A 23,600-nucleotide genomic window follows, 5' to 3' on the forward strand; every position below is an offset into this window, starting at 1 on the left:
ACGGGTGGTTCCGCGTTCTTGAGGGGCACGGGGAACGGCGCGACCGGCCACGGCTGACCCGCACCTTTGAGGCGACGGGTGGCTCCCCGTTCCTGAGGGGCGCGGGGAACTGCGCGACGAGCCACGGTCGACCCGCACCTTCGAGGCGACGGGTGGTTCCGCGTTCTTGAGGGGCGCGGGGAACGGCGCGACCGGCCACGGCTGACCCGCACCTTTGAGGCGACGGGTGGCTCCCCGTTCCTGAGGGGCGCGGGGAACTGCGCGACGAGCCACGGCTGACCCGCACCTTCGAGCCGACACGCAGCCCCGTTCCTGAGGGGCGCGGGGAACGGCGCGACAAGCCACAACCCACCCGCACCCTCAAGACGACCCGCACCCCCAACCGGCTCAACCCAGCGGAGCGCTCACGCCTCGACTTCCGACCGGTCTCCACCCCACAACGTGTGGAACGACCCCTCCCGGTCCGTCCTCCGGTACGTGTGCGCCCCGAAGTAGTCCCGCTGCCCCTGCGTAAGCGCCGCAGGCAACCGCTCGGCACGCAGAGCGTCGTAGTACGCGAGCGCCGCGGAGAAGCCCGGCGTCGGCACACCCTGTTGCGTCGCCGCGACCAGCACCTCGCGCCAGTCGTCCTGCGCCGCCGCGATCTCCTGCGCGAACGTCTCGTCGGACAGCAGGCTCGGCAGGTCCGGCCGAGCGTCGTACGCGGCGCGGATCCGGTCCAGGAACGCCGCACGGATGATGCAGCCGCCGCGCCAGATCGAGGCGACCCGGCCCAGGTCGATGTCCCAGTCGTACTCCGCGCGCGCCGCGTCGATCTCGTGGAAGCCCTGCGTGTACGACACGATCTTCGACGCGTACAGCGCCTGCTCCACCCGGTCCGCGAAGGCACCCGCCTCGGCGGCGCTCAGCGCGGTGGCCTTCGGGCCGGCGAGCCCGCGCGAGGCCTCGCGCAGCGCGCTGTGCCCGGACAGGGAGCGCGCGAAGACCGCCTCCGCGATACCGGACACCGGCACGCCCAGGTCGAGGGCGATCTGGACCGTCCAGCGGCCCGTGCCCTTCTGCTCCGCCTGGTCCTGCACCACATCCACGAACGGCTTGCCCGTCGCCGTGTCCACATGCGCGAGCACCTCGGCCGTGATCTCGATCAGGTACGAGTCCAGCCGGCCGGAGTTCCAGGTGCGGAAGATCTCCGCGATCTGGGCGGGGGAGTAGCCCGCGACATCGCGCAGCAGCTGGTACGCCTCACCGATCAGCTGCATGTCCGCGTACTCGATGCCGTTGTGCACCATCTTCACGAAGTGCCCGGCGCCGTCCGGCCCGACATGGGTCACACAGGGCGCCCCGTCCGCCGCCTTCGCGGAGATCTTCTCCAGCATGGGACCGAGCGACTCGTACGACTCGGCCGGGCCGCCCGGCATGATGCTCGGCCCGTTCAGGGCGCCCTCCTCACCGCCGGAGATGCCCGCGCCCACGAAGTGGATGCCCTGCTCGCGCAGTGCGGCCTCGCGGCGGCGGGTGTCGGCGAAGTGGGCGTTGCCACCGTCGATGATCATGTCGCCGGGCTCAAGCAGCGGGGCGAACTCCTCGATCACAGCGTCCGTCGGCCCGCCCGCCTTCACCATGACGACCAGACGCCGCGGCCGCTCCAGCGCCGCCACGAAGTCCTTGGCGGACTCGGCCGCGATGAAGTCGCCCTCGTGACCGAACTCCTTCACCAGCGCGTGCGTGCGGGACGCGGTGCGGTTGTGCACGGCGACCGTGTAGCCGTTGCGCGCGAAGTTGCGGGCGAGGTTGCTCCCCATGACCGCGAGACCCGTGACGCCGATCTGGGCTGTTGTGCTCATACGGTTTGGCTCCTATGGATCCTGAATCGGTGCTGCCGGTAGGTCCTGATATCGGTGGTGCCGTTCTGCCCGCCAGTATTGCCCTTCCGGCCGTCCCGACGTGCCGTGGCCCCGGCCCCGACCGCGCTGCGCGGCCTGTCGGGCTTGTGTACGCAGGAAGGGCCGCACCTGCCTCAACCGCTTCGCAACCTTGGTCGACCGCTCGGGAGTTGGCGTGACAGGGCGGCTGATTGCCGTCTTGTCATGGCCGGTTAGCAGCGTTTACTTTTGCGGCTCCTGGCAAATGTGAGGGGGGCATTTCCATGGCCGCACGCGGTCGGCACCGCCGGTACCAGCCGAACAGAATCAACCGCGCCTCACTCACGGTGACAGCCGGCGGCGCGGGCATGGCGATCCCGCTGATCGGCGCCGGCGTGGCGGACGCCGCAGACGTGAGCACCTGGAACAAGGTCGCGGCCTGCGAGTCCAGCAACAACTGGAGCATCAACACCGGCAACGGCTACTACGGCGGACTCCAGTTCAGCCAGTCGACCTGGGAGGCGTACGGCGGCAGGGCCTACGCGGCGCGTGCGGATCTGGCCACCAAGGACCAGCAGATCGCCATCGCGGAGAAGGTCCTCAAGGGCCAGGGACCCGGCGCCTGGCCGGTGTGCTCGGTCCGCGCGGGCCTCACCCGCGGTGGGGACACGCCGGACATCAGCCCTTCCGGCGGGTCGGACGCGACCCCGGCCTCCACGACCCCGAAGCGCACGATCAAGGACGTCACTCCGCAGACCACGCCCCAGTCGCAGGCGGGCACCACGGAGATGTACACCGTGGTCAGCGGTGACACGCTCTCCGGCATCGCCGACTCGCGCAAGGTGCGGGGCGGCTGGCAGCGGCTGTACGAGGCCAACCGCAAGACCATCGGCACCGACCCCGACCTGATCATTCCGGGCCAGCGTCTGAACCTGCGCCCGGCGGGAAGCCCGCCCGGCACCAGCGGTGACCGTTCGACCCAGGAATCCTCATCCGGCCAGAGCCAGAGCCAGAGCAAGAGCCGGGCCTCCGAGGACGAGAAGACCAAGAGCCGGACCAAGACCAAGACCAAGCCGAAGCAGCAGCAGACGCAGACGTCCGTCTCGTTCGTCGCTCCCGTGGACGCCGCGTCGGGCACGCCCTACCGCGCCACCGGCTCCTCCTGGTCGAAGGGCTACCACACGGGCCTCGACTTCCCCGTCCCCACCGGCACCACCGTGAAGTCGGTGGCGGCGGGCGAGGTCGTCAGCGCGGGCTGGGGCGGCTCGTTCGGCTACCAGGTGGTCATCCGGCACACCGACGGCCGCTACACCCAGTACGCCCATCTGTCGGCCATCGCCGTGAAGTCCGGGCAGAGCGTCGCATCCGGCCAGCGCATCGGCCGCTCCGGATCCACCGGCAACAGCACGGGCCCGCATCTGCACTTCGAGGTACGGACGGGCCCCGGCTTCGGCAGCGACGTCGATCCGGTGGCCTATCTGAGGGCCCGCGGGGTCCGGGTCTGAGCCCGGCTCCGGTACGAGGACCCGGTACGACGACCCGGTACGACGGCGGGCCGCGGTCGGACGATCAGGATCTGACCCGTGCGTGATGCCGGTCGAGCAGCGGCATCGGCACGTACGGTCCGCCGTGGAACGGGCCGTACGAGCGCACGGGCTCCGGGGAGCGAGCGCCGTCGTACGGACCGTCCTCCCGGGCCTCGGCCGACGGTGCCGGGGCCGGTACGAGGATCTCCTCGTGGGCAGAGCCGACGCGCTGCTCGGGCAGCCTGGCCAGCAACTCCTCGACGAGGTCCGACCCGGCCGTGCCACCGTCCTGTGCGTCACCGGTCCGTGCGGACGGCGCGGTCCGCGCGACACCGGCCATGACGTCGCCCTCGCGTGCCGCGACCGTGGCCCTGGCCGGCTCGGGCCGCGTGCTCGCGAGCCGCTCCGTGGTCAGCAGGATCAGGCCACCGGCCGCGACGACACCGCAGCCCAGCGCCAGGACGGTGCCCGTCGTGCCGTAGCGGAAGGTCTCGCCGAACATCGTGATGCCGACGGCAGCCGCCACCACCGGGTTCACCACGGTCAGCGTGGCGAGCGGCGCGGTGAGCCCGGCGCTCCGGTAGGAGGCCTGCGACAGCAGCATGCCGGCCGTCGCCAGGACGCCTATCACCGCCAGCGACGGCAGATCGGCGAGGGAGACACCGCCGCTCCAGTCGACCGCGACCAGCTTCGTGAACACCGACGACATGCCGAACGCGACACCGGCCGCCACCGCGAGCAGGATGCCGCGCACCGCGGGGTGCCGGTGCGCCGCGCGCGCCGCCACCATCAGCGCCACCACCGCGCCCCCGGTGACCAGGGCCACCGCCACGCGCTCGGTGGCGCCCAGGGACTGCGACTCCGCCGTGCCGACCAGCGACAGCAGGCCCGCCAGACCCACCGTGGCCATGATCGCGCCCCGCCAGGCCGCCGCACCGGCCTTCCGCCCCACGAAGAGCGCCGCCATCGGCAGCGCGAACACGATGGTCAGCGCGCCCAGCGGCTGCACCAGGCTCAGCGGGCCGAACGCCAGCGCGACCACGTGCAGCAGCCCGCCCAGGCCGTTCAGGGCGACGGCGGCCCACCAGCTCGGCCGGCGCAGCGGTGCGTACTGCTCGTCCGGGGAGGACGCCGCGACCTGCTCCTGCACGATCGCCCCGCCCGCGTACGCGACCGCGGAGACGAAGGACAGCAGCACGGACAACGCGAGGGCGCTCATGAGCTGCTCCTCTGCGAGGAGCGGGGGCTCTCGGCCCGGCGTGGCGAAGGGTCGGCTTCCATGTTCACCACGATGCCTCGCGACGGGGGCCCGCGTCGTCGTACCTGAGCACTCATTGAGTCCTACTCCCGTTGGAGTAGGACGGGGCGCTCGTCATACCCAAGGTGGGTGGCACCCCGTGCGACCCTCCGGGTGAACACCCCTAAGGGGCTTGGTACTACTGCTCTTCGTGGCTCTCGACCCCGACCTCACCGCGCTCCGCGCACTCGGCGGCTTCTTCGTACTACACACGGGGGAACCGCCGCACGGACCGCTGCCCACACTCGCGCGGGCGTACGCGGCACGGCACGCCGAGCGGAACGGTGAGGCACGCGCGGATCCGATAATTTTGCGTGTCCGTAAGGTTGCGACGAGTATGCGCGCCCCCGAGAGCCGGGTCGCGGTCTCCATCGCCCACCAGGGACTGGTCGCCCGGCTGTGGGCGGTCGCGCTCGGCTGCGCCGTCCTGTACGACCGGGTGCCGGACCTCGACCCCGGGCTGCTGCGCTGGGACCCGGAGGGCGCCGCCCCGGACGAGCTGTGGCTCACCGAGGTGCGCGCCCTGCCGGCCGGCGCGATCGACGACGTCGTACGAGAGGGCCATCTCGTACCGCTGGCGGCCGCCCTGCGCGAGCGGTTCCGCACGTCGGAGCGGCTGCTGTGGGGCAACGCGGGCTCCGCGCTGATGGGCGCCACACGTCAGCTCGACCGCTGGGCGCGCGCCCAGGGCCGTACCGACCTGGGAGAGCGGGCCCGTGCGCTCGCTGTCGAGCTGCTCGCGCACCCCGACCTGTCGGGCACCCTCGACCCGGCCACCCTGCGCCGCCGCAGCTGCTGCCTGTACTACCGGGTGCCCGGCGGCGGGGTGTGCGGCGACTGCTGCTTCGACCGGCCGCCCCGCCACTGACGGTCACCTGACCCAACAGGCAAGGAAAATGGCGGTCTTCCCCAACCGTCACATCTGGGTGACCATGTGGGAACCAACCGCTGAGACAGGGGGTTCCAGGTGCGAGTCGGCCTGCTGACCCGGGAGTACCCGCCTGACGTGTACGGCGGCGCGGGGGTCCATGTGGAGTTCCTCGCCCGGGAGTTGAGGTCGCTCACCGACCTGGACGTGCACTGCTGGGGCGAGGGCGCCGCGGGCGGAGTCGTCCGCCACCGCCCCTGGCCCACGCTCGACGGCGCCAACGACGCGCTGCGCACCTTCTCCGTGGACCTGTCCATCGCGGCCGCGCTCGAAGGCCGCGAACTCGTCCACTCGCACACCTGGTACGCCAATCTCGCCGGCCACCTCGGCAAGCTGCTGTACGGCATCCCGCATGTGATGACCGCCCACTCGCTGGAGCCGCTGCGCCCCTGGAAGGCCGAGCAGCTCGGCGGCGGGTACGCGCTGTCCAGCTGGGCCGAGCGCACCGCCGTCGAGGCCGCCGACGCCGTGATCGCCGTGTCCGGCGCGATGCGCGAGGACATCCTCACCTGCTATCCGGCGCTGGACCCGGACCGGGTCCGCGTGGTGCACAACGGCATCGACACCATGCTCTACCGGCCGGACCACGGCACGGACGTCCTCGACCGGATCGGCATCGACACCGGCCGCCCCTACGTCCTGTTCGTCGGCCGGATCACCCGTCAGAAGGGCGTGCCCCATCTCCTGCGCGCCGTCCGGGACATCGACCCCGCCGCACAGGTGGTGCTGTGCGCGGGCGCGCCCGACACCCCGGAGATCGACCAGGAGTTCCGTGCCCTCTTCCAAGAGCTGAGCGCCGTGCGGGAGGGCGTGCACTGGATCCCGCAGATGCTGCCGCGCCCGGAGGTCATCCAACTCCTCACCCATGCCGCGGTGTTCGTGTGCCCGTCGGTGTACGAGCCGCTGGGCATCGTCAACCTGGAGGCGATGGCGTGCGGGACCGCGGTCGTCGCCTCGCGGGTGGGAGGCATCCCGGAGGTCGTCGAGGACGGAGTGACCGGGTTGCTGGTGTCCACCGAGGGCGACTTCGAGGCACAACTGGCCCGCGCCCTCGACACGCTGATCTCCGATCCGGAGACCGCCGCGCGCATGGGCGCGGCCGGGCGGGAGCGTGCGGTCGAGGAGTTCGGATGGGACGCGGTGGCCCGGCGCACGGTCCAGCTGTACGAGGAGGTCCTGAAACAGGGCTGAGCGGGGTAGGCAGACAGCAGAGCACAGCGGCACAACCGGGCGAAGAGGGGCGGCGGCATGCGGCGCGGTGGACCTTCGGTTCTGGGAATCGTACTCGCGGGCGGTGAGGGCAAGAGGCTCATGCCCCTCACCGCGGACCGGGCGAAACCCGCGGTGACCTTCGGCGGCACGTACCGCCTCGTGGACTTCGTACTCTCCAACCTCGTCAACGCGGACATCCTGCGGATCTGTGTGCTGACGCAGTACAAGTCGCACTCGCTGGACCGGCACATCACCACGACCTGGCGGATGTCGAGCCTGCTCGGCAACTACGTCACACCGGTCCCGGCCCAGCAGCGGCTCGGCCCGCGCTGGTACCTCGGCAGCGCGGACGCCCTCCTGCAGTCCCTGAACCTGGTCAACGACGAACAGCCCGAGTACGTCGCGGTGTTCGGCGCCGACCACGTGTACCGCATGGATCCGCGGCAGATGCTGAAGCAGCACATCGAAGGCGGCGCGGGCGTGACGGTCGCGGGCATACGGGTGCCGCGCACCGAGTCGTCGTCGTTCGGCGTGATCACGCCCGGCTCGGACGGCCGGGTGGTGGAGCGGTTCCTGGAGAAGCCCGCCGATCCGCCGGGTCTGGCCGACGACCCCGAGTGCGTGTTCGCCTCGATGGGCAACTACATCTTCACCACCAAGGCCCTGGTGGAGGCGCTCCAGCGGGACGCCGAGGACGAGGACTCCGTGCACGACATGGGCGGTTCCATCCTGCCCCAGCTCACCGACCGCGGTGAGGCGCAGCTGTACGACTTCAGCGCCAACCACGTGCCCGGAGAGACCAGCCGCGACCAGGGCTACTGGCGCGACGTGGGGACCCTCGACGCGTACTACGACGCCCATATGGATCTCATCGCCGAGCGCCCCCGGTTCAATCTCTTCAACCGCGACTGGCCCATCTACACCCACTCCAACCAGCTGTCCCCGGCCCGTTTCAACGCCGGCGGCATCGCCAGCGAGTCGATCATCAGCGCGGGCTGCCTGATCCGGGGGCAGGTGACGAGGTCCGTGCTCTCGCCGGGAGTGGTGGTCGACCCGGGGGCCGTCGTGCAGGGCTCGGTGCTGCACGACAACGTGCACATCGGGCGGGGCGCGGTCGTGCGGGGCACGGTCATCGACAAGAACGTCCAGGTGCCGCCCGGCGCGACGATCGGTGTCAACCCCGAGCGGGACTCCGAGCTGTACACGGTCTCGAAGGGCGGAGTGATCGCACTGGGCAAGGGCCAGCGCGTCCCGTAGCCGGCGTCCCGTAGGGAACCGTTCCCCGGCAGGCTTTCCGCTCGCCCCCTTCGCCCGGCTCGCGGCCTTCACGATCGGCTCGCACCCGTACGGGTGGCGCACGCCCGTACGGGTGGTGCCCTCTGTGCCTGTACGACCACAGGCGTGTCATGCGTCCCGCCACTTTCGGAGGAGCGAGACTTAATCTGGTGTTAACTGTGTGTAGCCTGATCGTACTTGACCGTAATCGCCTGTCGGCGATTGACTGCTGTTTCACCCTTCGTCGACGCGAGGCAAGCCATTGACTTCTGACCTGCTCGCACCACTCGACCTGGCGTTCTGGAACATCGAGTCCGACGAGCACCCGATGCACCTCGGTGCACTCGGTGTGTTCGCGGCCCACTCGCCCACCGCCGGCGTCCACGCGGCCGACCTGCTCGCGGCCCGCGCCGCCGCCGTGCCCGGGCTGCGCATGCGCATCCGCGACGTGTGGCGGCCGCTCGCCTTCCCGCCCGCCTTCGGCGGCGCCGTCCGCGAGCCCGCCCCCGACTTCGACCCCCTGGACCACGTCCGGCTGCACGCCCCGACCGCGGACTTCCACGCGGTGGCGGGCAGCCTCATGGAGCGTCCGCTGGAGCGGGGACGACCGCCGTGGGAGGCCCATGTGCTGCCGGGCGAGGACGGCACCTCGTTCGCCGTGCTCTTCAAGTTCCACCACGCCCTGGCCGACGGTCTGCGCGCCCTGACGCTCGCCGCCGCGATCCTCGACCCGACGGACCTGCGACCCTCCCGCCCCCGGCCCATCGAGCCGCCGCGCGGTCTCCTGCCCGACGTGCGCAGACTGCCGGAGCTCGTCCGCGGCGCCCTCTCCGACGTGGGACGCGCCCTCGACATCGGCGCCTCCGTCGCCCTCTCCACCCTGGGCGTACGCTCCTGCCCGGCGCTCACCTCCCGACCCACAGGCACCCGCCGCACCGCCGGTGTGGTGCTGGACCTCGACGACGTGCACACCGTGCGCAAGGCGGTCGGCGGCACCGTCAACGACGTCCTGATCGCGGTCGTCGCCGGCGCCCTGCGCCGCTGGCTCGACGAGCGCGGCGACGGCAGCGAGGGAGTGGCCCCCCGCGCGCTGATCCCCGTCTCCAAGCGCCGCCCGCGCACCGCCCACCCACAGGGCAACCGGCTCTCGGGCTACCTGATACGGCTTCCTGTCGACGATCCGGACCCGATCGGCCGCCTCGGCGCGGTCCGTACGGCCATGGACCGCAACAAGGACGCGGGACCCAACCGGGGCGCGGGCGCCGTCGCGCTGCTCGCCGACCATGTGCCCCCGCTCGGCCACCGGCTCGGCGGGCCGCTGGTCAGCCAGGCGGCCCGGCTCTGGTTCGACATCCTCGTCACCAGCGTGCCGCTGCCCGGCCTCGGACTGAAGCTCGGCGGCCACACGCTCACGGAGGTCTACCCCTTCGCGCCGCTGGCCCACGGTCAGTCCCTCGCGGTCGCCGTCTCGACCTACCGGGGACGCGTCCACTACGGGCTCGTCGCCGACGCCGAGGCGGTACCGGATCTCGACCGGTTCGCCCATGCCGTCACCGCGGAGGTGGAGACACTGCAGGCCGCCTGCGCCCCGTGATCCGTTGACCGGTTTGGTCACCCGGCCCGGCGCTCCGTACAATTCCGCGTTCGAAAGCGAGCGCGGTCGGAGCGCCGCGACGGGTGACCCAGGGAACGGCAACGGCGATGACGGTGACACAGGACGGTTCGGCGACCATGGACGAGGCGTCGGCGCCGTCGTCGTACGAACCCGGCATCGACCCGGAGCGGCTGGCCGTCTGCCTCAGCGTGCTCGAGGAGCTCGACAAGCTCGACATCGACCACCCCGACGCGATCGCCGTGCGCCGGGCCACCGCGGGCATTTACCGCACGGTCAAGCAGCGCCGCCGCCAGGAGCGCCGGGCCGCCAAGACCGCCCACGACAAGGCGGTCACCGAGGCCACCGCCACCGGTTCCGCCCAGCGCATCGACGACGAGACCGAGGGCATCCTCCCGTCGTCCGTCACGGAGGCGGGGAAGGTCGCGGGGATACTCCAGCGCCCGCGCTCCTGCTACACCTGCAAGGCCCGGTACGTGGAAGTCGACTACTTCTACCACCAGCTCTGTCCGGACTGCGCCCGAGTGAACCGCGCCAAGCGCGACGCCCGCGGCGACCTCACCGGCAAGCGGGCCCTGCTCACCGGCGGCCGCGCCAAGATCGGCATGTACATCGCGCTGCGGCTGCTGCGCGACGGCGCGCACACCACGATCACCACGCGCTTCCCGAAGGACGCCATGCGCCGCTTCAAGGCCATGGACGACTCGGTGGACTGGCTGCACCGCCTGGAGGTCGTCGGCATCGACCTGCGCGACCCGGCGCAGGCCGTGGCCCTCGCCGACCAGGTCGCCGAGGCGGGCCCGCTCGACATCCTCATCAACAACGCGACGCAGACCGTACGCCGCCTGCCCGCCGCCTACGCCGCCCTGGTCGACGGCGAGAGCGCCCCGCTGCCCGCCGGTGAGCTGCCCGCCCACCACGTGATCGGCGCCTTCAACTCCGGCGCGGTCGACGGCCTCGCCGCCCTGCCCCTCGGCACCAGCGGCATGGACGCGCAGAAGGTCGCCGACCTCGCGCTGGTCGCGGGCAACGCCAGCGTCGCCCGGCACCTCGACGGCACCGCCATCGACGCGGGCGGTCTGGTCCCCGACGTCGTCGATACCAACACCTGGGTGCAGACCATCGAGCAGATCTCCCCGGTGGAGCTCCTCGAGACCCAGTTGTGCAACTACACGGCGCCGTTCATCCTGATCAGCAAGCTCCGCCCGGCCATGGCGGAGGCCGCCAGGAAGGCGAGGAGCGAGCGTGCGTACGTCGTCAACGTCTCGGCGATGGAGGGCGTCTTCGGCCGCGGCTACAAGGGCGCGGGCCACCCGAACACGAACGCCGCCAAGGCCGCGATGAACATGGTGACCCGGACCAGCGCCCAGGAGATGTTCCAGACCGACGGCATCCTCATGACCTCCGTCGACACCGGCTGGATCACCGACGAGCGCCCGCACTTCGACAAGCTGCGCCTCGCGGAGGAGGGCTTCCACGCGCCGCTGGACCTGGTCGACGGCGCGGCGCGGGTCTACGATCCGATTGTGCGCGGCGAGCAGGGCGAGGACCTGTACGGCGTCTTCCTGAAGGACTACGCGCCCGGGAAGTGGTGAGTCGCGTCCCTGACGCGCCTTTGGCATCAGCCGGGGTACCCGGCCCTGGTGAGGACCGCGCTGGGAGGTGCCATGGACAGTTCACACGGAATCGATCCGCGTAGCCTCGAAGATCCGCGCAACGTGTACATGACCGACGAGGAGTTCTACGCGAGCGACCGCCCGGCCCACCCCGTGCTGCCGGAGGACCGGCCCCGCGGTGGAGGGCCCACGGATCCCCTGAAGCATCCCTGGACCGTGGGCACGATGCTGTTCGTCGCCTTCGTCTTCCTGGTGATCTTCGGCGGGATCGCCCTGTTCCCGTGAGGGAGCGAGGTGCGCCGTCAGTCATGGGTGAGGTGGTGCCTGTGACCGCAGACGGTCGTGGACGGCGTACCCGGGTGAGGCGTACGCCGTCCTGACCCGGGTTCCGCCGTCCACCAGCAGGTCGGCCCCCGTGATCCACTCGGCCGCGTCCGAGGCCAGCCACACCACCGCCCGCGCGATGTCCCGCGGCTCTCCGATCCGGCCGAGTGGCAGCCCGGCGGCGAGCACCTCCTCCGCCCCCTCCCAGACGAAGCGGGCCATCTCGGTGCGGACCAGGCCGGGGGAGACGGAGTTGACCCGTACCTTCGGGGCCAGCTCGCCGGCGAGCTGCCGGGTGAGGTGCAGGAGAGCTGCCTTGCTGGTGCCGTAGGCGCCCACGTGAGGCCCGACATGACCGGCGCCCTCGGTGCAGACGTTCACCACGGCACCGCCGTGCTCCGCCATCCATACCCGCCACGCGTGCTGCACCAGCCGCAGCGGCGCCTCCACGTTGACGGCGAAGGCGTCACTCCAGCTGCCGGGGTCGACGTCCATGAGCGGTCCGTACGGCTCGTTCGTGGCCGCGTTGTTGACGACGACGTCGATCCGGCCGAACTCCCGCAGCGTCAGCTCCGTCACCTCCCGCAGATGGTCGGCATCGGCCACGGACCCCGCGAGCCCGACCCCGCCGAGGGCCTCGGCGGCCCGCGCCGCACCGTCCGGATCACGCGCGGTCACACACACCCGGGCACCCGCCCCCACCAGTGCCTCGGCGACGGCAAGCCCGATTCCGCGCGAAGCCCCGGTGACGATCGCGACCCTGCCCTCGAGCCCGTGGGGTGACGTCATCCGCGTACCGTCTCATGACGGACCGTCAGTTCACAGCCCCGCGGGCCGATGCCCTCGGTAGCCGACGAGGGGCGGCCGCCGGCGCTGCCTGCAGGCCGTGCCATCGTGTTCGTTCGGCCGAACAGGTGACGGGCGTGGGGGCCTGACACGGAACGACTCAAGACAGTTACCCCATGTTTTCAGCCCCATCGAGCGGGCATCCGCTCAGATGGGTACTCTGTAGCGGACGGACAGCCTTATATGGGTTCCACCCACACCCACGGTCCGTCCCGGGACAAGCCGGTCACCACGGTCTGCTCCCACCACAACTCGACAGGCGCCACCGCGTCCGAAGCTATTTCGATTCACACCCGAGCGGACGCCGAGCGCACGACAGTACGGTGGGCCGGCCCGTCCCAAGGGTGACCCGACACATGAGGAGTGCGCGGTGACACCGGAGAAGAGCAATCTCGATCAGCGTCCGAAGGACCGTACGGAGCGCGCGGGCCGTCGGCCCGAGCAGGAGCTCGGCAGCCTGGACGTGTGGGCCAGGTCCGCCCCGATCCGTCTCGCGGGGTACGAGGAGGACCTGGCGGAGCCCCATATCCTCCCCAGCGTGGACTGATCCGGAGCGGAACCCGTCGGAAACGCCGGTGGCACGGGCGTGCGAGACTCACGGCCATGCTGATCAGAGAAGCCACGGCCGACGACTGGCCGCGCATCTGGCCCTTCTGGCACCGCATCGTCGCCGCCGGCGAGACATACACCTGGGACCCGTACACCACGGAGGAAGCCGCCCGCGCGCTGTGGATGGCCCCCGCCAAGAAGGTGTACGTCGCCGAGGACGGCACCGGAGCCGTCGTCGGCTCCGCCTTCCTCACCCCCAACTACGGCGGGCCCGGCGCTCTCGTCGCCAACGCGGGCTTCATGGTCGACCCCGGCCAAGGCGGCCGGGGCATCGGCCGGGCCCTCGCCGAACACGTCCTCGCGCAGGCCAAGACCCATGGGTACCGGAGCATGGTCTTCAACGCCGTCGTGGAGACCAACCCCGCCGTACGGCTGTGGACCTCGCTCGGTTTCACCGTGCTGGGCACCGTTCCGGAGGCGTTCGACCATCCCCGGCACGGACGCGTGGGACTGCACATCATGTACCGGGCGCTCTGACCGGCGGGGACACCGCTGGGGCGTACGAAAACCGCTGGGGGCGTTCGCCCTCCCCGTGCTTGCATGACCCCATGGTGCCCACCGACCGCCTTCTCGCCTTCGCGGCGATGTCGTTCCTGCTGATCGTGATACCCGGCCCCAGCGTGCTGTTCGTGATCGGGCGGGCGCTCGCCCAGGGCCGCCGGGCCGCGCTCACCACCGTCGTGGGCAACACCATGGGCGCCTATGTGCTCGTGGCCGCCGTGGCCCTGGGGATCGGGGCCGTCGTGGAGCGGTCGGTCCTCGTCTTCACCGCCCTGAAACTGGTGGGCGCCGCCTACCTGGTGTACCTGGGCGTCAGGGCGTGGCGGCAACGCCGCTCGCTGCGGGCCGCGTTCGAGACCGAGGCGCCCGCGTACGGCGGCCTGCGCACGCTGTGGGAGGGGTTCGCGGTCGGTGTGGCCAATCCCAAGACCATCGTGTTCTTCGCGGCCGTACTGCCCCAGTTCGTGGACCGGGGCCAGGGGCATGTCGTGCTCCAGATGCTGTTCCTCGGTCTGGTCTTCAACGTGATGGCGCTGGCCTTCGACAGCCTGTGGGGGCTGGTCGCGGCCACCGCGCGGGACTGGTTCGCCCGGTCGCCCCGCCGGCTGTCGCTGATCGGCGGCGTGGGCGGTCTGACGATGGTCGGCCTGGGCGTCACCGTCGCCGCGACCGGCCGCAAGGACCCGTGAGCTCCGGTACGGACCGGTAGTCGCTCACGCCGCCTCGTGCCTCGTCGAGCAGCCGCCGCGCGCGGTTTCCAGTGCGAGGCCGCCGTGTCGTCGGCGGTGCGGATGGCGAGGCGCCAGGCCGTACCGCGTCGGTCGGCGGCCCGCGGCCGACAGGGTGCGGCGGTGGTCCAGCGGGTCGCGGGCGATGCCCTCGTTCTTCGGTGGGGCCTCGGCGTCCGGCACCGTCGTCCCCGGCATCGCCCCGTGGCCGTCGCAGGCCCGGGCGGCTTCCCCGCGCAGGAGCGCCAAGCGGGCGTTCCAGCGTTGACGTACCGTCAGGAGAGCGCCATCAGGAGAGCGGTGCGGTGCGTTGCCACGGGTGCAGCTCCTCCAGCTGTCCCGCCACGGCGAGGAGTTCCCGTTCGCTGCCGGGGCGCCCCACGAGCTGGACGGCACAGGGTGCCCCGCTCGGCAGCGTGCCGAACGGTACCGACATCGCGGGCCAGCCGGTCAGATTCCACGGCGGTGTCAGCGGGGAGTAGTTGGTGTTCGCCATCACGTTGCGCAGCCAGCCCCGCTCGTGCCAGGCCGCGGCGGAGGGCGCGCGCCGGGCCAGCGTGGGGGTGAGCAGCACGTCGTGCTCGGCGAAGAACGGCTCCATACGGCGGCGCAGTTGCTCCTTGCGGTCACCCTCGCGGACGCCGCGCACGAAACGGCGGCCGACGGTCGCGTGGACCCGGGTGCGCCGGGCGAGGAGGCGCGGATCGAGCCCCTCGGCGTCGGTGGCGGTCCCCGCAGTCCAGTGTGCGAGGGACGTCGTGGCCAGCCAGAGCGGGTACGGCGGGTCGGCGCGCCGTACCTGATGGCCCGCGTCGGCCAGCAACTTCGCCGCCTCGCGGGCCGCCGTCGTGTACGGGCGGGAGACGGTGACGCCGAGCAGCGGGCTGCGTACGGAGACGGCGATCCGGCGGGTCCCGGGTTCCGTCGGGAGTGACGCGTCCGGCGTCTGCGCCAGCACCGAGAACATCAGCCGGGTGTCCTCGGCCGTGGTCGCGAGCGGCCCGTTCTCGGACATGCCGAACCAGTCGCCGTTGCCGATGCCCGCCGGGACCACGCCATGACCCGGCTTGAGGGTGATCAGTCCGCAGTTCGCGGCCGGTATGCGCAGCGAGCCCATCCCGTCGTTGCCGAGCGCGATCGGCACCATTCCGGCGGCGACCGCCGCCGCGCTGCCGCCCGAGGAACCGCCCGCCGTCCGCGCGGTGTCCCACGGGTTGCGCGGGATGCCGTGCACCCCGTCCGACGTGCCGAAGACGCACAGCTCGGGCACGTTCGTCAGGCCCACGACCACGGCGCCCGCCGCACGCAGCCGGGCCACCGTGACATGGTCGTGCCCGGCCGGGGTGTCCGGGGTCGCGGCGGTGCCGAGGCGGGTCGACTCGCCCCGTACGGCGAGGTTGTCCTTGACGGCCACGGGCACGCCCGCGAGGGGGAGTTCGGCGAGATCGTCACGGGCGCCCACCTCGTCCGCCTCGGCGAGGGCCGCCCGCGCCCGCACCGTACGGAAGGCGCCCACGCGGGCGTCGAGCTGCTCGATCCGCGCGAGATGTTCCGCCACCACCTCGCGGGGAGTGACCCGCTTCTCCTGCACTGCGGCGGCGATCTCGGCGGCGGTCCGGCCGATCCAGCTGGTCACGGGCGCTCCCTGGGCGTGCGACATGGACGTACTCGTGAGTAGCCGACGAGTACGAGGAGCACTGTGCCCTGTCGGGGGCGCCACGTCGAGAGCCGGGGTGAGAGTGCTGGGCAGGCCCTCCGATGAGTCTGTGGTTTTCTGCCCCGGGTTCTTTCAACTCCCTTGTCCCGTCGCCCCATTGACAGCCGGGTGGCATCGCTCCAAGGATCAGACATCCGATGACTGCGAACTGCCTGTGAGGTGGAGCGGTATGACGTGGTCCAGAGTGGCCAGTGCCGTGGCGGGGCTGGTGCTCCTCGTGGCGCCGGTTCCGGCGGCGGCTCAGGAGCGGCGGGCGGGACCGCCCGTGACGGTGCCCGCGCTGTCCGACTGGGCGCCCGGAGAAGGAAGTTACGTGTTCGCCCGAGGTGCCCGCATCGTGGCCCGGGACAAGAAGTCGCTGCAGGTCGCGGACACCCTCGCCGACGACCTGCGTGCCGCCGGCCGAGGCGCCGTTCCGGTCGTCCGGGGTACCGCCCGAGCCGGTGACATCGTTGTCGACATCGACCCGTCCGTGGCGCGGCTGGGCGCCGAGGGATACGAACTCCGCGTCGGCACCCGCCTGTCGATCACCGGCAGGACGGACACCGGCGCCTTCTACGGCACCCGCACCCTGCTCCAGCTCCTCGCGCAGGGCGACCGCGTCCCCGCCGGACGCGCCGTCGACGTGCCCGAGTTCGGGGAACGCGGTGTCGGCGTCTGCGCCTGCTACGTCCACATCTCCACCGAGTGGCTGGAGAACCTGGTGCGCGACATGGCGTACCACAAGCTCAACCAGCTGCTGCTCGAACTGAAGGTGAAGAGCGACGCCCATCCCGAGGCCAACACCTGGGGCTACTACACCAAGGACGAGATACGCCGGCTCGTCGCCCTCGGCGAGAAGTACCACGTGGAGATCATTCCGGAGATCAACTCCCCGGGCCATATGGACCCCTGGATCGAGAACCGCCCCGACCTGCAGCTCACCGACTCCGACGGCGTCAAGCAGCCCTCCCGGCTGGACGTCACCCAGCAGGCCGCCTTCGACTACTACACGAGCCTGATCGACGAGTACGCCCAGGTCTTCCCGGCCGCCTCGTGGCACATGGGGGCCGACGAGTACATGCTGGGCTCCGACTTCGCCAAGTACCCGCAGATCCTCCGGTACGCGCGGGACAAGTACGGCGCGGACGCCACTCCGCAGGACGCGTTCATCGACTTCGTCAACCGCGTGCACGCGTACGCGGCGAGCAAGGGCAAGAAGCTCCGCATCTGGAACGACGGGCTCACCGGGGCCAACACCGTGCCGGTCACGGCGGGCACGACCATCGAGCACTGGCTGGACGTGGCGGTGAAACCGAGCCGGCTCATCGCGCGGGGCTACCCGGTGATGAACGCCGCGTACGCCCTCTACCTCGTGCGCGGCGGATTCCACTCGGACACCGAGGGCCTGTACGACCAGAGCTGGGACCCGCGCGGCTTCGAGGGCGAGAAGCTCGCCTCGCGCGACGGCGTCACCGGGGCCAAGATCAGTCTCTGGCCGGACAACGGACGCGGTGAGACCGAGAACGAGGTCGCCGTCGCCCTGGACCCGGCGCTGCGGCACATCGCGCAGGCCACCTGGGGATCGCCCCACCCGGACGCGACGTATGCCGAGTTCACCGCTCGCGCGCAGGCGGTGGGCCATGCCCCCGGATGGCGTGACCTGACCCGGGTGCCGCTCGCCGACGGGACGTACACCTTGCGCAGCGGCGGAGTGACGGGCGACTTCCAGGTCGCGCGCACCGCCGACGGGTATCTGACCCTGAGGTCCGCCGCGAGCGGCAGGTGCCTGGAGACGCGCAGCGGCAGGATCACGCTCAACGTGCCGCTGGAGCCGGGCAGCGCGGTCACGGAGGAGACCTGCGCCGCCTCGAACACCTTGCAGCGCTGGGTGCCGGTGCCCGTCCCCGGCGGCTACGAGTTCGTCAACGCGATCACGCGGATGGCCGTGCACATCACGGACGGCGGACGCCTCGTCCAGTACCCGCCGGACCAGCGCGAGCCGGCCGTGTGGCGGGTGACCGCCCGTTAGGGGTCTACCGGTCGCGGGTGCGGGTCATGGGCTGTCCCTGACGGGCCGGCCGGTCCCGGTGTGCCGCTGACGGGCCGGCCGGTCCCGGTGTGCCGCTGACCGGTCGGCCGGAGTGGCGAGGCCCCCCGCCCCGCGTCCGTGGCCCTTCCAGCTGGTCACCCTGTGGCTGTGGCGGGCCTGGGGCAACCACCGGGTAGGGTCCGCCGGGTGGCGAATCTCAACCTCTTCCACGACGTGCCCGAGGGGCTGACCCGACGGGCCCGGAGCTTCGTCTCCGCGCACGGCGTCAAGGTCGACGTCGTGCCGGCCGAGCGGCACCGGGAGTCCTGGCTCGGGCACGGCATACCCGCCGCGCAGATCGACCGGGTCGTGGCGTTCCAGCAGCGGTGGGGCGGGCTGGTCCTGCCCCCCTCCCCGCTGTACGACGGCGGGCCCCGCTACCTGGATCCCGACGTTCCGGAAGGTTCTGCGGACGAAGGGTGGTGGTTCGAGGCGGGGATCCAGCGGACGGCGGTCCCCTTCTCGTTCATGATCGGGCCGAACGACGAGTTCGGCATCCAGGAAGAACGCTGGACGCCCCTGCACGCGACCATCGAGGGATGGGTGGAGTCCCTCGCCCTGGCCCACCACGCGGCCCTGTGGGCCCGGCGGATCACCCGGGTCAGCGGCGACGAGGTCGACGAGATCCCGCTGGACTCCTACGAGCCGGTGCCGGAGGTCAGGGGACTCGCCGACACCTGGTGGAGAGGGGCGGACTCCCTCGTGGCGGTCCACGGGGGAAAGGCCGAGTGCTTCTCGGCTCCCCGGTGGCGGACCGCACTGGTCTACTCCGGCCTGGAGGAGTGGGCCCTCAAGCCATAGCCGTCACGTCATGGCTCCTCGCAGCCATCCCGCCCACTACGGCGTGAGCTGGCTGCGCAGCCACTCCTCCACCTCACCCACATGCGCTGCCGCGGCCGCCCGCGCCGCCTCCGGGTCGTGGGCCACCAGCGCGCGGTGGATGGCGGCGTGTTCGCGGCGGGTGCGGGCGAAGGCGCCCTCCTCCTGGTAGCCGCGCCAGACGCGGGCGCGGAAGGTGCGCGAGGACAGGCCCTCCAGAATCGCGGCCATCGTCTCGTTGCCCGCCGCCGAGGCGATCTCGCGGTGGAAGGAGAGATCGTGGGCGAGGATCTCCTCGGGATCGTCCGTCGTGTTCATCGCGGTCAGGTGCTTCTCGACCTCCGCGAGCTGCTCCTGCGTGATGCGTGCGGCCGCCAGCGCGGTCGCCGTCGACTCCAGGATGCGGCGCACCTCGAGGAGCTCGATCAGACGGGGGCCGCGGGAGAGGTCGGCCACCACTCCGAAAGTCTCCAGCAGGTCCCCGGCCTCCAGCTGGGTGACGTAGATGCCCGAGCCATGGCGGGCCTCCAGTACCCCGAGGACCGTGAGCGCGCGGATCGCCTCCCGCATCGAGCTGCGCGAGATGCCCAGCTGGGCCGCCAGATCCCGCTCGGTGGGCAGCCGCTGCCCGGGCTCCAGGCGGCCCTCGGCGATCATCGCCTTGATGCGCTCGATCGCGCGCTGGGTCACCGTCCCCTTCTGTGGAGCGGTCACGGCTTCCCGGGCCTGGGTCTCGTCCACGCCACTCCTCCTGCTGTCCTCGGTGCGCGGAAGTCTAACCAGCCATGTGGTCGGACCACTACAGCCGGAAGGCGGGGAAAACCTGCGTAGGAGGGTGTTGTGATGGGGAAGTGGTCTGATAAATATTCGGGCACCTGCTTGAACCACGCTGATCCACGCTCGACGAGGAGCTGACAGATGGCCGGCACACACCCACGAAACGGGCAGACGGGGGCACGGAGGGTACGCGCGGCGGTCGCCGCCGCCTGCGCCGCCTTGGTGCTCGCGTCGTGCGGCAGCACCAAGGACAACGTCGCCTCCGGCGGTGAAGGCGGCGGCGACGGCAAGGTCGGGGTGATCCTGCCCCTGCTGACCTCGCCGTTCTGGCAGTCGTACAACGACTACGTACCGAAGACGGCCAAGTCCGAGGGCGTCGACGCCCTCAAGACCGTCAACTCCAACAGCGACCCGTCCCAGCAGATCACCGACATCAACAACCAGCTCAACCAGGGTGTGAAGGGCCTCGTCGTCGCCCCCCTGGACAGCGCCGCGATCTCCGCCGGACTCGACCAGGCCGAGCGCAAGGGCGTGCCCGTCGTCGCCGTGGACGTCGCGCCCGACAAGGGCAAGGTCGCCATGGTCGTCCGCGCCAACAACGTGGCGTACGGCGAGAAGGCCTGCGAGTACCTCGGCCGGCAGATCACCAGCGGCAAGGTCGTGCAGATCATGGGCGATCTGGCCTCGGTCAACGGCCGTGAGCGGTCCGAGGCGTTCCGCTCCTGCGTCAAGGAGAAGTACCCGAAGCTGAAGGTCCTGGAGATCCCCGCCAAGTGGGAGTCCGACACGGCCGCAGCCAAGCTGGACACGCTCCTCAACGCCAACCCCGACATCAAGGGCATCTACATGCAGGCGGGCGGCGTCTACCTCGCGCCCACCCTCCAGACCCTGAAGTCCAAGAACATGCTGAAGACGGCCGGCAGCAAGGGCCATATCTTCATCGTCTCCAACGACGGCATCCCGCAGGAGTACGACGCCATCCGCAAGGGCCAGATCGACGCGACGGTCTCGCAGCCCGCCGACCTGTACGCCAAGTACGGCATGTACTACATCAAGGCCGCGATGGAGGGGAAGAAGTTCGAGCCCGGCCCGACCGACCACAACTCCGAGATCGTCAAGCTGCCCAGCGGCAACCTGGAGGACCAGCTGCCCGCGCCCCTGGTCACGAAGGAGAACGTCGACGACCCCGAGCTGTGGGGCAACACGGTCAAATGAGCGCACTCGCAGGGGAAGGCAACGCCGTGCCCGCCGGTACGCCGCTCGTCGAGGCCACCGGCATCGTCAAGCGGTACGGTCCCACCGTCGCCCTCCAGGACGGCCGGCTCACCGTACTGCCCGGTGAGTCGCACGCCCTCGTCGGCCGCAACGGCGCGGGCAAGTCCACCCTCGTCACCATCCTCACCGGCCTCCAGGCCGCCGACGAGGGCACCGTCCGCTTCGACGGCGAACCCGCACCCCCGCTCGCCGATCGCGACGCCTGGCGCCGCAAGGTGGCCTGTGTCTACCAACGGCCCACCGTCGTACCGGAGCTGACGGTCGCCGAGAACCTGTTCATCGCCGATATCGCGGCTTCCAGATCGACTTGGCTCGGCTTCAGGCGCGGCCGGAGGTCCGGGAGTCGTCCCCCGGACAAACACAGCATCAACCGGCAGCCCCTCGGCCGCGGCGGTCTCATCAGCTGGCGGCGGCTGCGGGCCGAGGCCGCCGAGGTCCTCGACACCTGGGACGTGCACGTCGACCCCGACGCCCGCACGGCCGACCTCCAGGTCGAGGACCGCCAGATGGTGGAGATCGCCCGGGCGCTCAGCTTCGGCGCCCGCTTCATCATCCTCGACGAGCCCACCGCACAGCTCGACAACCGCGAGATCGAGCGCCTCTTCACGCGCATGCGCGCCCTCCAGGAGTCCGGCGTCACCTTCCTGTTCATCTCGCACCACCTCCAGGAGGTGTACGAGGTCTGCCAGACGGTCACGGTCCTGCGGGACGCCCGCTGGATCACCACCGCCCCGGTCGCCGAACTGCCGCGCGCCGCCCTGGTGGAGGCCATGGCGGGGGAGGCCGTCGCCGAGCGGTCGGCCTCCCGTACGGCTGTCGCGGCGGGCGCCCCGGTCGCCCTCGACGTACGCGGGCTCAGGTCCGAGTCGTTCTACGAGGACATCGACCTGACCGTCCGCCACGGCGAGGTCGTGGGCCTCGCCGGCTCCAGCGCGAGCGGGAAGATCGCCCTCGCCGAGTCCCTCGCGGGACTGCACACCCCGACGGGCGGCACCGCGCGGCTGGACGGCCGGCCGCTCCCGTTCGGCGATGTGCAGGCGGCGCTGCGGGCCGGTGTCGGCTGCGTCCCGCGCGACCGGCACGACGAGGGCCTCGTCTACGGGATGACCATCGGCGACAACGCCACCATGACCGTCCTGAACCGTCTCGGCCGGTACGGCTTCGTCGGCACCGATCGCCGACGTGATGTCGCCGGCGAGCTGATCGAGCGTCTCGACATCCATGCCGAGGGCCCCGACCAGCCCGTCTCCGACCTCTCCGGCGGCAACGCGCAGAAGGTGGTGATGGCCCGCGCCCTCGCCTCCGACCCGCGCCTGCTCGTCCTCATCAACCCCACCGCGGGCGTCGACGTGAAGTCCAAGGAGTCGCTGCTGTCCCGTGTGGACAGCGCCCGCCAGGACGGCACCGCCGTGCTCGTGGTCTCCGACGAACTCGACGACCTGCGCCGCTGCGACCGCGTCCTGGTCCTCTTCCACGGCCGGGTGGTCGCCGAGCACCCGGCGGGCTGGCACGACCACGAGCTGATCGCCTCCATCGAAGGAGTGGACCATGGCTGACACGAAGGTGCCGGAACTGACCCCGCTGCGGGCCCCCGACCCCCGTGCCGCCAAGACCGTCCTGCTCCGCCGCGCCCGCGAACTCGCCCTGGTCCCCGCCTTGCTGCTGCTCATGGTGTTCGGCGCGTTCGTCAACGACTCGTTCCTCACCGAGCGCAACCTGGTCTCCATCCTGGGCGCGTCCGCCGCCCTCGCCATGGTGGTCCTCGCCGAGTCCCTCGTGCTGATCACCGGCAAGTTCGACCTGTCGCTGGAGTCGGTCGTCGGTATCGCGCCCGCCGTGGGCGCCCTGCTCGTGCTGCCCGCCGCCCAGTCCGGCTGGGGCACGGAACTCCCGGCGGCCCTCGCCCTGCTCGCGATCCTCGTCGTGGGCGCGTGCATCGGCGCGTTCAACGGCGTCCTCGTGGTGAAGTTCAAGCTCAACGCGTTCATCGTGACGCTCGCGATGCTGATCGTGCTGCGCGGACTGCTGGTCGGCGCGACCAAGGGCAAGACGCTGTTCGGTATGCCCGAGGCGTTCTTCTCCCTGGCCACGACCACCTTCCTGCGCGTACCCATGTCGGTCTGGCTGGCGGCGATCGCCTTCGGCGTCGCGGGCCTGGTCCTGCGCTACCACCGCATCGGCCGCGCCATGTACGCCATCGGCGGCAACACGGACGCGGCCCGCGCGGCCGGCATCCGGGTGGAGCGGATCATGCTCGGTGTGTTCGTCGTCGCGGGCACCCTCGCCGCCGTCGGCGGGATCATGCAGACCGGATACGTGGGGGCGATCAGCGCCAACCAGGGCAACAACATGATCTTCACCGTGTTCGCGGCGGCGGTCATCGGCGGCATCAGCCTCGACGGCGGCAAGGGCACCATGTTCGGCGCCCTCACCGGGGTACTCCTCCTGGGTGTCGTCCAGAACCTGCTCACCCTCGCACAGGTGCCGTCCTTCTGGATCCAGGCCATCTACGGCGGAATCATCCTGGTGGCCCTCATGATCGCCCGAGTGACCACAGGCCGCGCCCAGGACTGACCCCGCCGCCGGACCAGGACCGGCCACCCGC

21 protein-coding genes are annotated in these 23,600 nt (G+C 71.2%); 15 read left to right on the plus strand and 6 right to left on the minus strand.

Annotated elements, in window-relative coordinates:
• Nucleotides 1-404: 404 nt before the first annotated feature.
• Nucleotides 405-1,844: an NADP-dependent phosphogluconate dehydrogenase gene (gndA, locus tag FNH04_RS09360; RefSeq protein WP_152782261.1), complete on the minus strand. Its 1,440-nt coding sequence runs from the start codon at nucleotides 1,842-1,844 to the stop codon at nucleotides 405-407.
• A 302-nt stretch (nucleotides 1,845-2,146) separates the two neighbouring features.
• On the opposite strand from gndA, the gene FNH04_RS49605 reads away from it, so the two are divergent.
• Nucleotides 2,147-3,367: a transglycosylase family protein gene (locus tag FNH04_RS49605; RefSeq protein ID WP_152782263.1), complete on the plus strand. Its 1,221-nt coding sequence runs from the start codon at nucleotides 2,147-2,149 to the stop codon at nucleotides 3,365-3,367.
• Nucleotides 3,368-3,431: 64 nt separating this feature from the next.
• On the opposite strand, the gene FNH04_RS09370 is transcribed toward FNH04_RS49605, so the two are convergent.
• Nucleotides 3,432-4,607 carry a DMT family transporter gene (locus FNH04_RS09370; protein ID WP_152782264.1) on the minus strand — a complete coding sequence of 392 codons (1,176 nt, stop codon included), beginning with the start codon at nucleotides 4,605-4,607 and terminating at the stop codon, nucleotides 3,432-3,434.
• Nucleotides 4,608-4,818: 211 nt separating this feature from the next.
• Here FNH04_RS09370 and FNH04_RS09375 point away from each other — a divergent pair, with 211 nt between their 5' ends.
• The 6 genes from FNH04_RS09375 to FNH04_RS09400 all read left to right on the plus strand — a co-directional run bounded on the left by FNH04_RS09375 (nucleotide 4,819) and on the right by FNH04_RS09400 (nucleotide 11,613).
• Nucleotides 4,819-5,553 (plus strand): (2Fe-2S)-binding protein, encoded by a 735-nt coding sequence (locus FNH04_RS09375; protein WP_152782265.1) that lies wholly within the window; start codon nucleotides 4,819-4,821, stop codon nucleotides 5,551-5,553.
• A 99-nt stretch (nucleotides 5,554-5,652) separates the two neighbouring features.
• A complete protein-coding gene (glgA, locus tag FNH04_RS09380) occupies nucleotides 5,653-6,804 on the plus strand; it encodes a glycogen synthase (RefSeq protein ID WP_322722806.1) in 1,152 nt (383 codons plus the stop codon).
• A gap of 57 nt (nucleotides 6,805-6,861) precedes the next feature.
• Nucleotides 6,862-8,082: a glucose-1-phosphate adenylyltransferase gene (glgC, locus tag FNH04_RS09385; RefSeq protein ID WP_152782266.1), complete on the plus strand. Its 1,221-nt coding sequence runs from the start codon at nucleotides 6,862-6,864 to the stop codon at nucleotides 8,080-8,082.
• Between the two features lie 280 nt (nucleotides 8,083-8,362).
• On the plus strand, nucleotides 8,363-9,694 hold the full coding sequence (locus FNH04_RS09390; protein ID WP_152782267.1) for a wax ester/triacylglycerol synthase family O-acyltransferase: 1,332 nt from the start codon (nucleotides 8,363-8,365) through the stop codon (nucleotides 9,692-9,694).
• A 107-nt stretch (nucleotides 9,695-9,801) separates the two neighbouring features.
• Entirely contained in the window at nucleotides 9,802-11,307 is a 1,506-nt protein-coding gene (locus FNH04_RS09395) for an SDR family NAD(P)-dependent oxidoreductase (RefSeq protein WP_152782268.1), read from the plus strand.
• A 72-nt stretch (nucleotides 11,308-11,379) separates the two neighbouring features.
• Nucleotides 11,380-11,613, plus strand: coding sequence for a hypothetical protein (locus tag FNH04_RS09400; RefSeq protein WP_152782269.1), 234 nt, complete (start codon nucleotides 11,380-11,382; stop codon nucleotides 11,611-11,613).
• A 21-nt stretch (nucleotides 11,614-11,634) separates the two neighbouring features.
• Here FNH04_RS09400 and FNH04_RS09405 read toward each other — a convergent pair whose 3' ends face one another.
• Nucleotides 11,635-12,441, minus strand: a complete 807-nt coding sequence (locus FNH04_RS09405) for an SDR family oxidoreductase (RefSeq protein WP_152782271.1) — start codon at nucleotides 12,439-12,441, stop codon at nucleotides 11,635-11,637.
• 427 nt (nucleotides 12,442-12,868) lie between these two features.
• Between FNH04_RS09405 and FNH04_RS09410 the strand changes: the two genes are divergently transcribed.
• From FNH04_RS09410 to FNH04_RS09420, 3 genes are all read left to right on the plus strand, one after another.
• Nucleotides 12,869-13,045, plus strand: a complete 177-nt coding sequence (locus FNH04_RS09410; RefSeq protein ID WP_322722808.1) for a hypothetical protein — start codon at nucleotides 12,869-12,871, stop codon at nucleotides 13,043-13,045.
• A 56-nt stretch (nucleotides 13,046-13,101) separates the two neighbouring features.
• Entirely contained in the window at nucleotides 13,102-13,584 is a 483-nt protein-coding gene (locus tag FNH04_RS09415) for a GNAT family N-acetyltransferase (protein ID WP_152782273.1), read from the plus strand.
• A 71-nt stretch (nucleotides 13,585-13,655) separates the two neighbouring features.
• Nucleotides 13,656-14,297: a LysE family translocator gene (locus tag FNH04_RS09420; RefSeq protein ID WP_152782275.1), complete on the plus strand. Its 642-nt coding sequence runs from the start codon at nucleotides 13,656-13,658 to the stop codon at nucleotides 14,295-14,297.
• Between the two features lie 24 nt (nucleotides 14,298-14,321).
• Here the strand turns inward: FNH04_RS09420 and FNH04_RS09425 are convergent, their stop codons facing one another.
• The gene (locus tag FNH04_RS09425; RefSeq protein WP_152782277.1) at nucleotides 14,322-14,585 is read right to left on the minus strand and encodes a hypothetical protein; all 264 of its coding nucleotides are present in this window, start codon (nucleotides 14,583-14,585) and stop codon (nucleotides 14,322-14,324) included.
• A gap of 40 nt (nucleotides 14,586-14,625) precedes the next feature.
• Nucleotides 14,626-15,972, minus strand: coding sequence for an amidase (locus FNH04_RS09430; RefSeq protein WP_322722809.1), 1,347 nt, complete (start codon nucleotides 15,970-15,972; stop codon nucleotides 14,626-14,628).
• Between the two features lie 250 nt (nucleotides 15,973-16,222).
• On the opposite strand from FNH04_RS09430, the gene FNH04_RS09435 reads away from it, so the two are divergent.
• Entirely contained in the window at nucleotides 16,223-18,064 is a 1,842-nt protein-coding gene (locus FNH04_RS09435) for a family 20 glycosylhydrolase (RefSeq protein ID WP_152782281.1), read from the plus strand.
• Between the two features lie 207 nt (nucleotides 18,065-18,271).
• On the plus strand, nucleotides 18,272-18,925 hold the full coding sequence (locus tag FNH04_RS09440; RefSeq protein WP_322722810.1) for a hypothetical protein: 654 nt from the start codon (nucleotides 18,272-18,274) through the stop codon (nucleotides 18,923-18,925).
• Nucleotides 18,926-18,961: 36 nt separating this feature from the next.
• On the opposite strand, the gene FNH04_RS09445 is transcribed toward FNH04_RS09440, so the two are convergent.
• Complete coding sequence (locus FNH04_RS09445) at nucleotides 18,962-19,684, minus strand: FadR/GntR family transcriptional regulator (RefSeq protein ID WP_322722811.1); 723 nt, start codon at nucleotides 19,682-19,684, stop codon at nucleotides 18,962-18,964.
• A gap of 177 nt (nucleotides 19,685-19,861) precedes the next feature.
• On the opposite strand from FNH04_RS09445, the gene FNH04_RS09450 reads away from it, so the two are divergent.
• Genes FNH04_RS09450 through FNH04_RS09460 form a run of 3 tightly spaced genes read left to right on the plus strand, consistent with a single transcriptional unit; the run spans nucleotide 19,862 to nucleotide 23,569 of the window.
• Nucleotides 19,862-20,935 (plus strand): sugar ABC transporter substrate-binding protein, encoded by a 1,074-nt coding sequence (locus FNH04_RS09450; RefSeq protein WP_152782283.1) that lies wholly within the window; start codon nucleotides 19,862-19,864, stop codon nucleotides 20,933-20,935.
• Complete coding sequence (locus FNH04_RS09455) at nucleotides 20,932-22,551, plus strand: sugar ABC transporter ATP-binding protein (RefSeq protein ID WP_152782285.1); 1,620 nt, start codon at nucleotides 20,932-20,934, stop codon at nucleotides 22,549-22,551. Before FNH04_RS09450 ends, FNH04_RS09455 begins: the two co-directional genes overlap by 4 nt.
• Nucleotides 22,544-23,569 carry an ABC transporter permease gene (locus tag FNH04_RS09460; protein WP_152782287.1) on the plus strand — a complete coding sequence of 342 codons (1,026 nt, stop codon included), beginning with the start codon at nucleotides 22,544-22,546 and terminating at the stop codon, nucleotides 23,567-23,569. The genes FNH04_RS09455 and FNH04_RS09460 overlap by 8 nt, the downstream gene beginning before the upstream one ends.
• Nucleotides 23,570-23,600: the final 31 nt, after the last annotated feature.

The sequence above is a fragment of the Streptomyces phyllanthi genome, from assembly GCF_009377205.1.
Classification (GTDB): Bacteria; Actinomycetota; Actinomycetes; order Streptomycetales; family Streptomycetaceae; genus Streptomyces; species Streptomyces phyllanthi.

Bases quoted from the DNA above. Each gene is read 5' to 3' on its own strand.
- FNH04_RS09435 (WP_152782281.1), top strand. From the start codon at position 16,223: ATGACGTGGTCCAGAGTGGCCAGTGCCGTGGCGGGGCTGGTGCTCCTC.
- FNH04_RS09420 (WP_152782275.1), top strand. From the start codon at position 13,656: ATGGTGCCCACCGACCGCCTTCTCGCCTTCGCGGCGATGTCGTTCCTG.
- FNH04_RS09405 (WP_152782271.1), bottom strand. From the start codon at position 12,441: ATGACGTCACCCCACGGGCTCGAGGGCAGGGTCGCGATCGTCACCGGG.
- gndA (WP_152782261.1), bottom strand. From the start codon at position 1,844: ATGAGCACAACAGCCCAGATCGGCGTCACGGGTCTCGCGGTCATGGGG.
- FNH04_RS09455 (WP_152782285.1), top strand. From the start codon at position 20,932: ATGAGCGCACTCGCAGGGGAAGGCAACGCCGTGCCCGCCGGTACGCCG.
- FNH04_RS09460 (WP_152782287.1), top strand. From the start codon at position 22,544: ATGGCTGACACGAAGGTGCCGGAACTGACCCCGCTGCGGGCCCCCGAC.
- FNH04_RS09415 (WP_152782273.1), top strand. From the start codon at position 13,102: ATGCTGATCAGAGAAGCCACGGCCGACGACTGGCCGCGCATCTGGCCC.
- FNH04_RS49605 (WP_152782263.1), top strand. From the start codon at position 2,147: ATGGCCGCACGCGGTCGGCACCGCCGGTACCAGCCGAACAGAATCAAC.
- FNH04_RS09400 (WP_152782269.1), top strand. From the start codon at position 11,380: ATGGACAGTTCACACGGAATCGATCCGCGTAGCCTCGAAGATCCGCGC.
- FNH04_RS09370 (WP_152782264.1), bottom strand. From the start codon at position 4,607: ATGAGCGCCCTCGCGTTGTCCGTGCTGCTGTCCTTCGTCTCCGCGGTC.
- FNH04_RS09395 (WP_152782268.1), top strand. From the start codon at position 9,802: ATGACGGTGACACAGGACGGTTCGGCGACCATGGACGAGGCGTCGGCG.
- FNH04_RS09450 (WP_152782283.1), top strand. From the start codon at position 19,862: ATGGCCGGCACACACCCACGAAACGGGCAGACGGGGGCACGGAGGGTA.
- glgC (WP_152782266.1), top strand. From the start codon at position 6,862: ATGCGGCGCGGTGGACCTTCGGTTCTGGGAATCGTACTCGCGGGCGGT.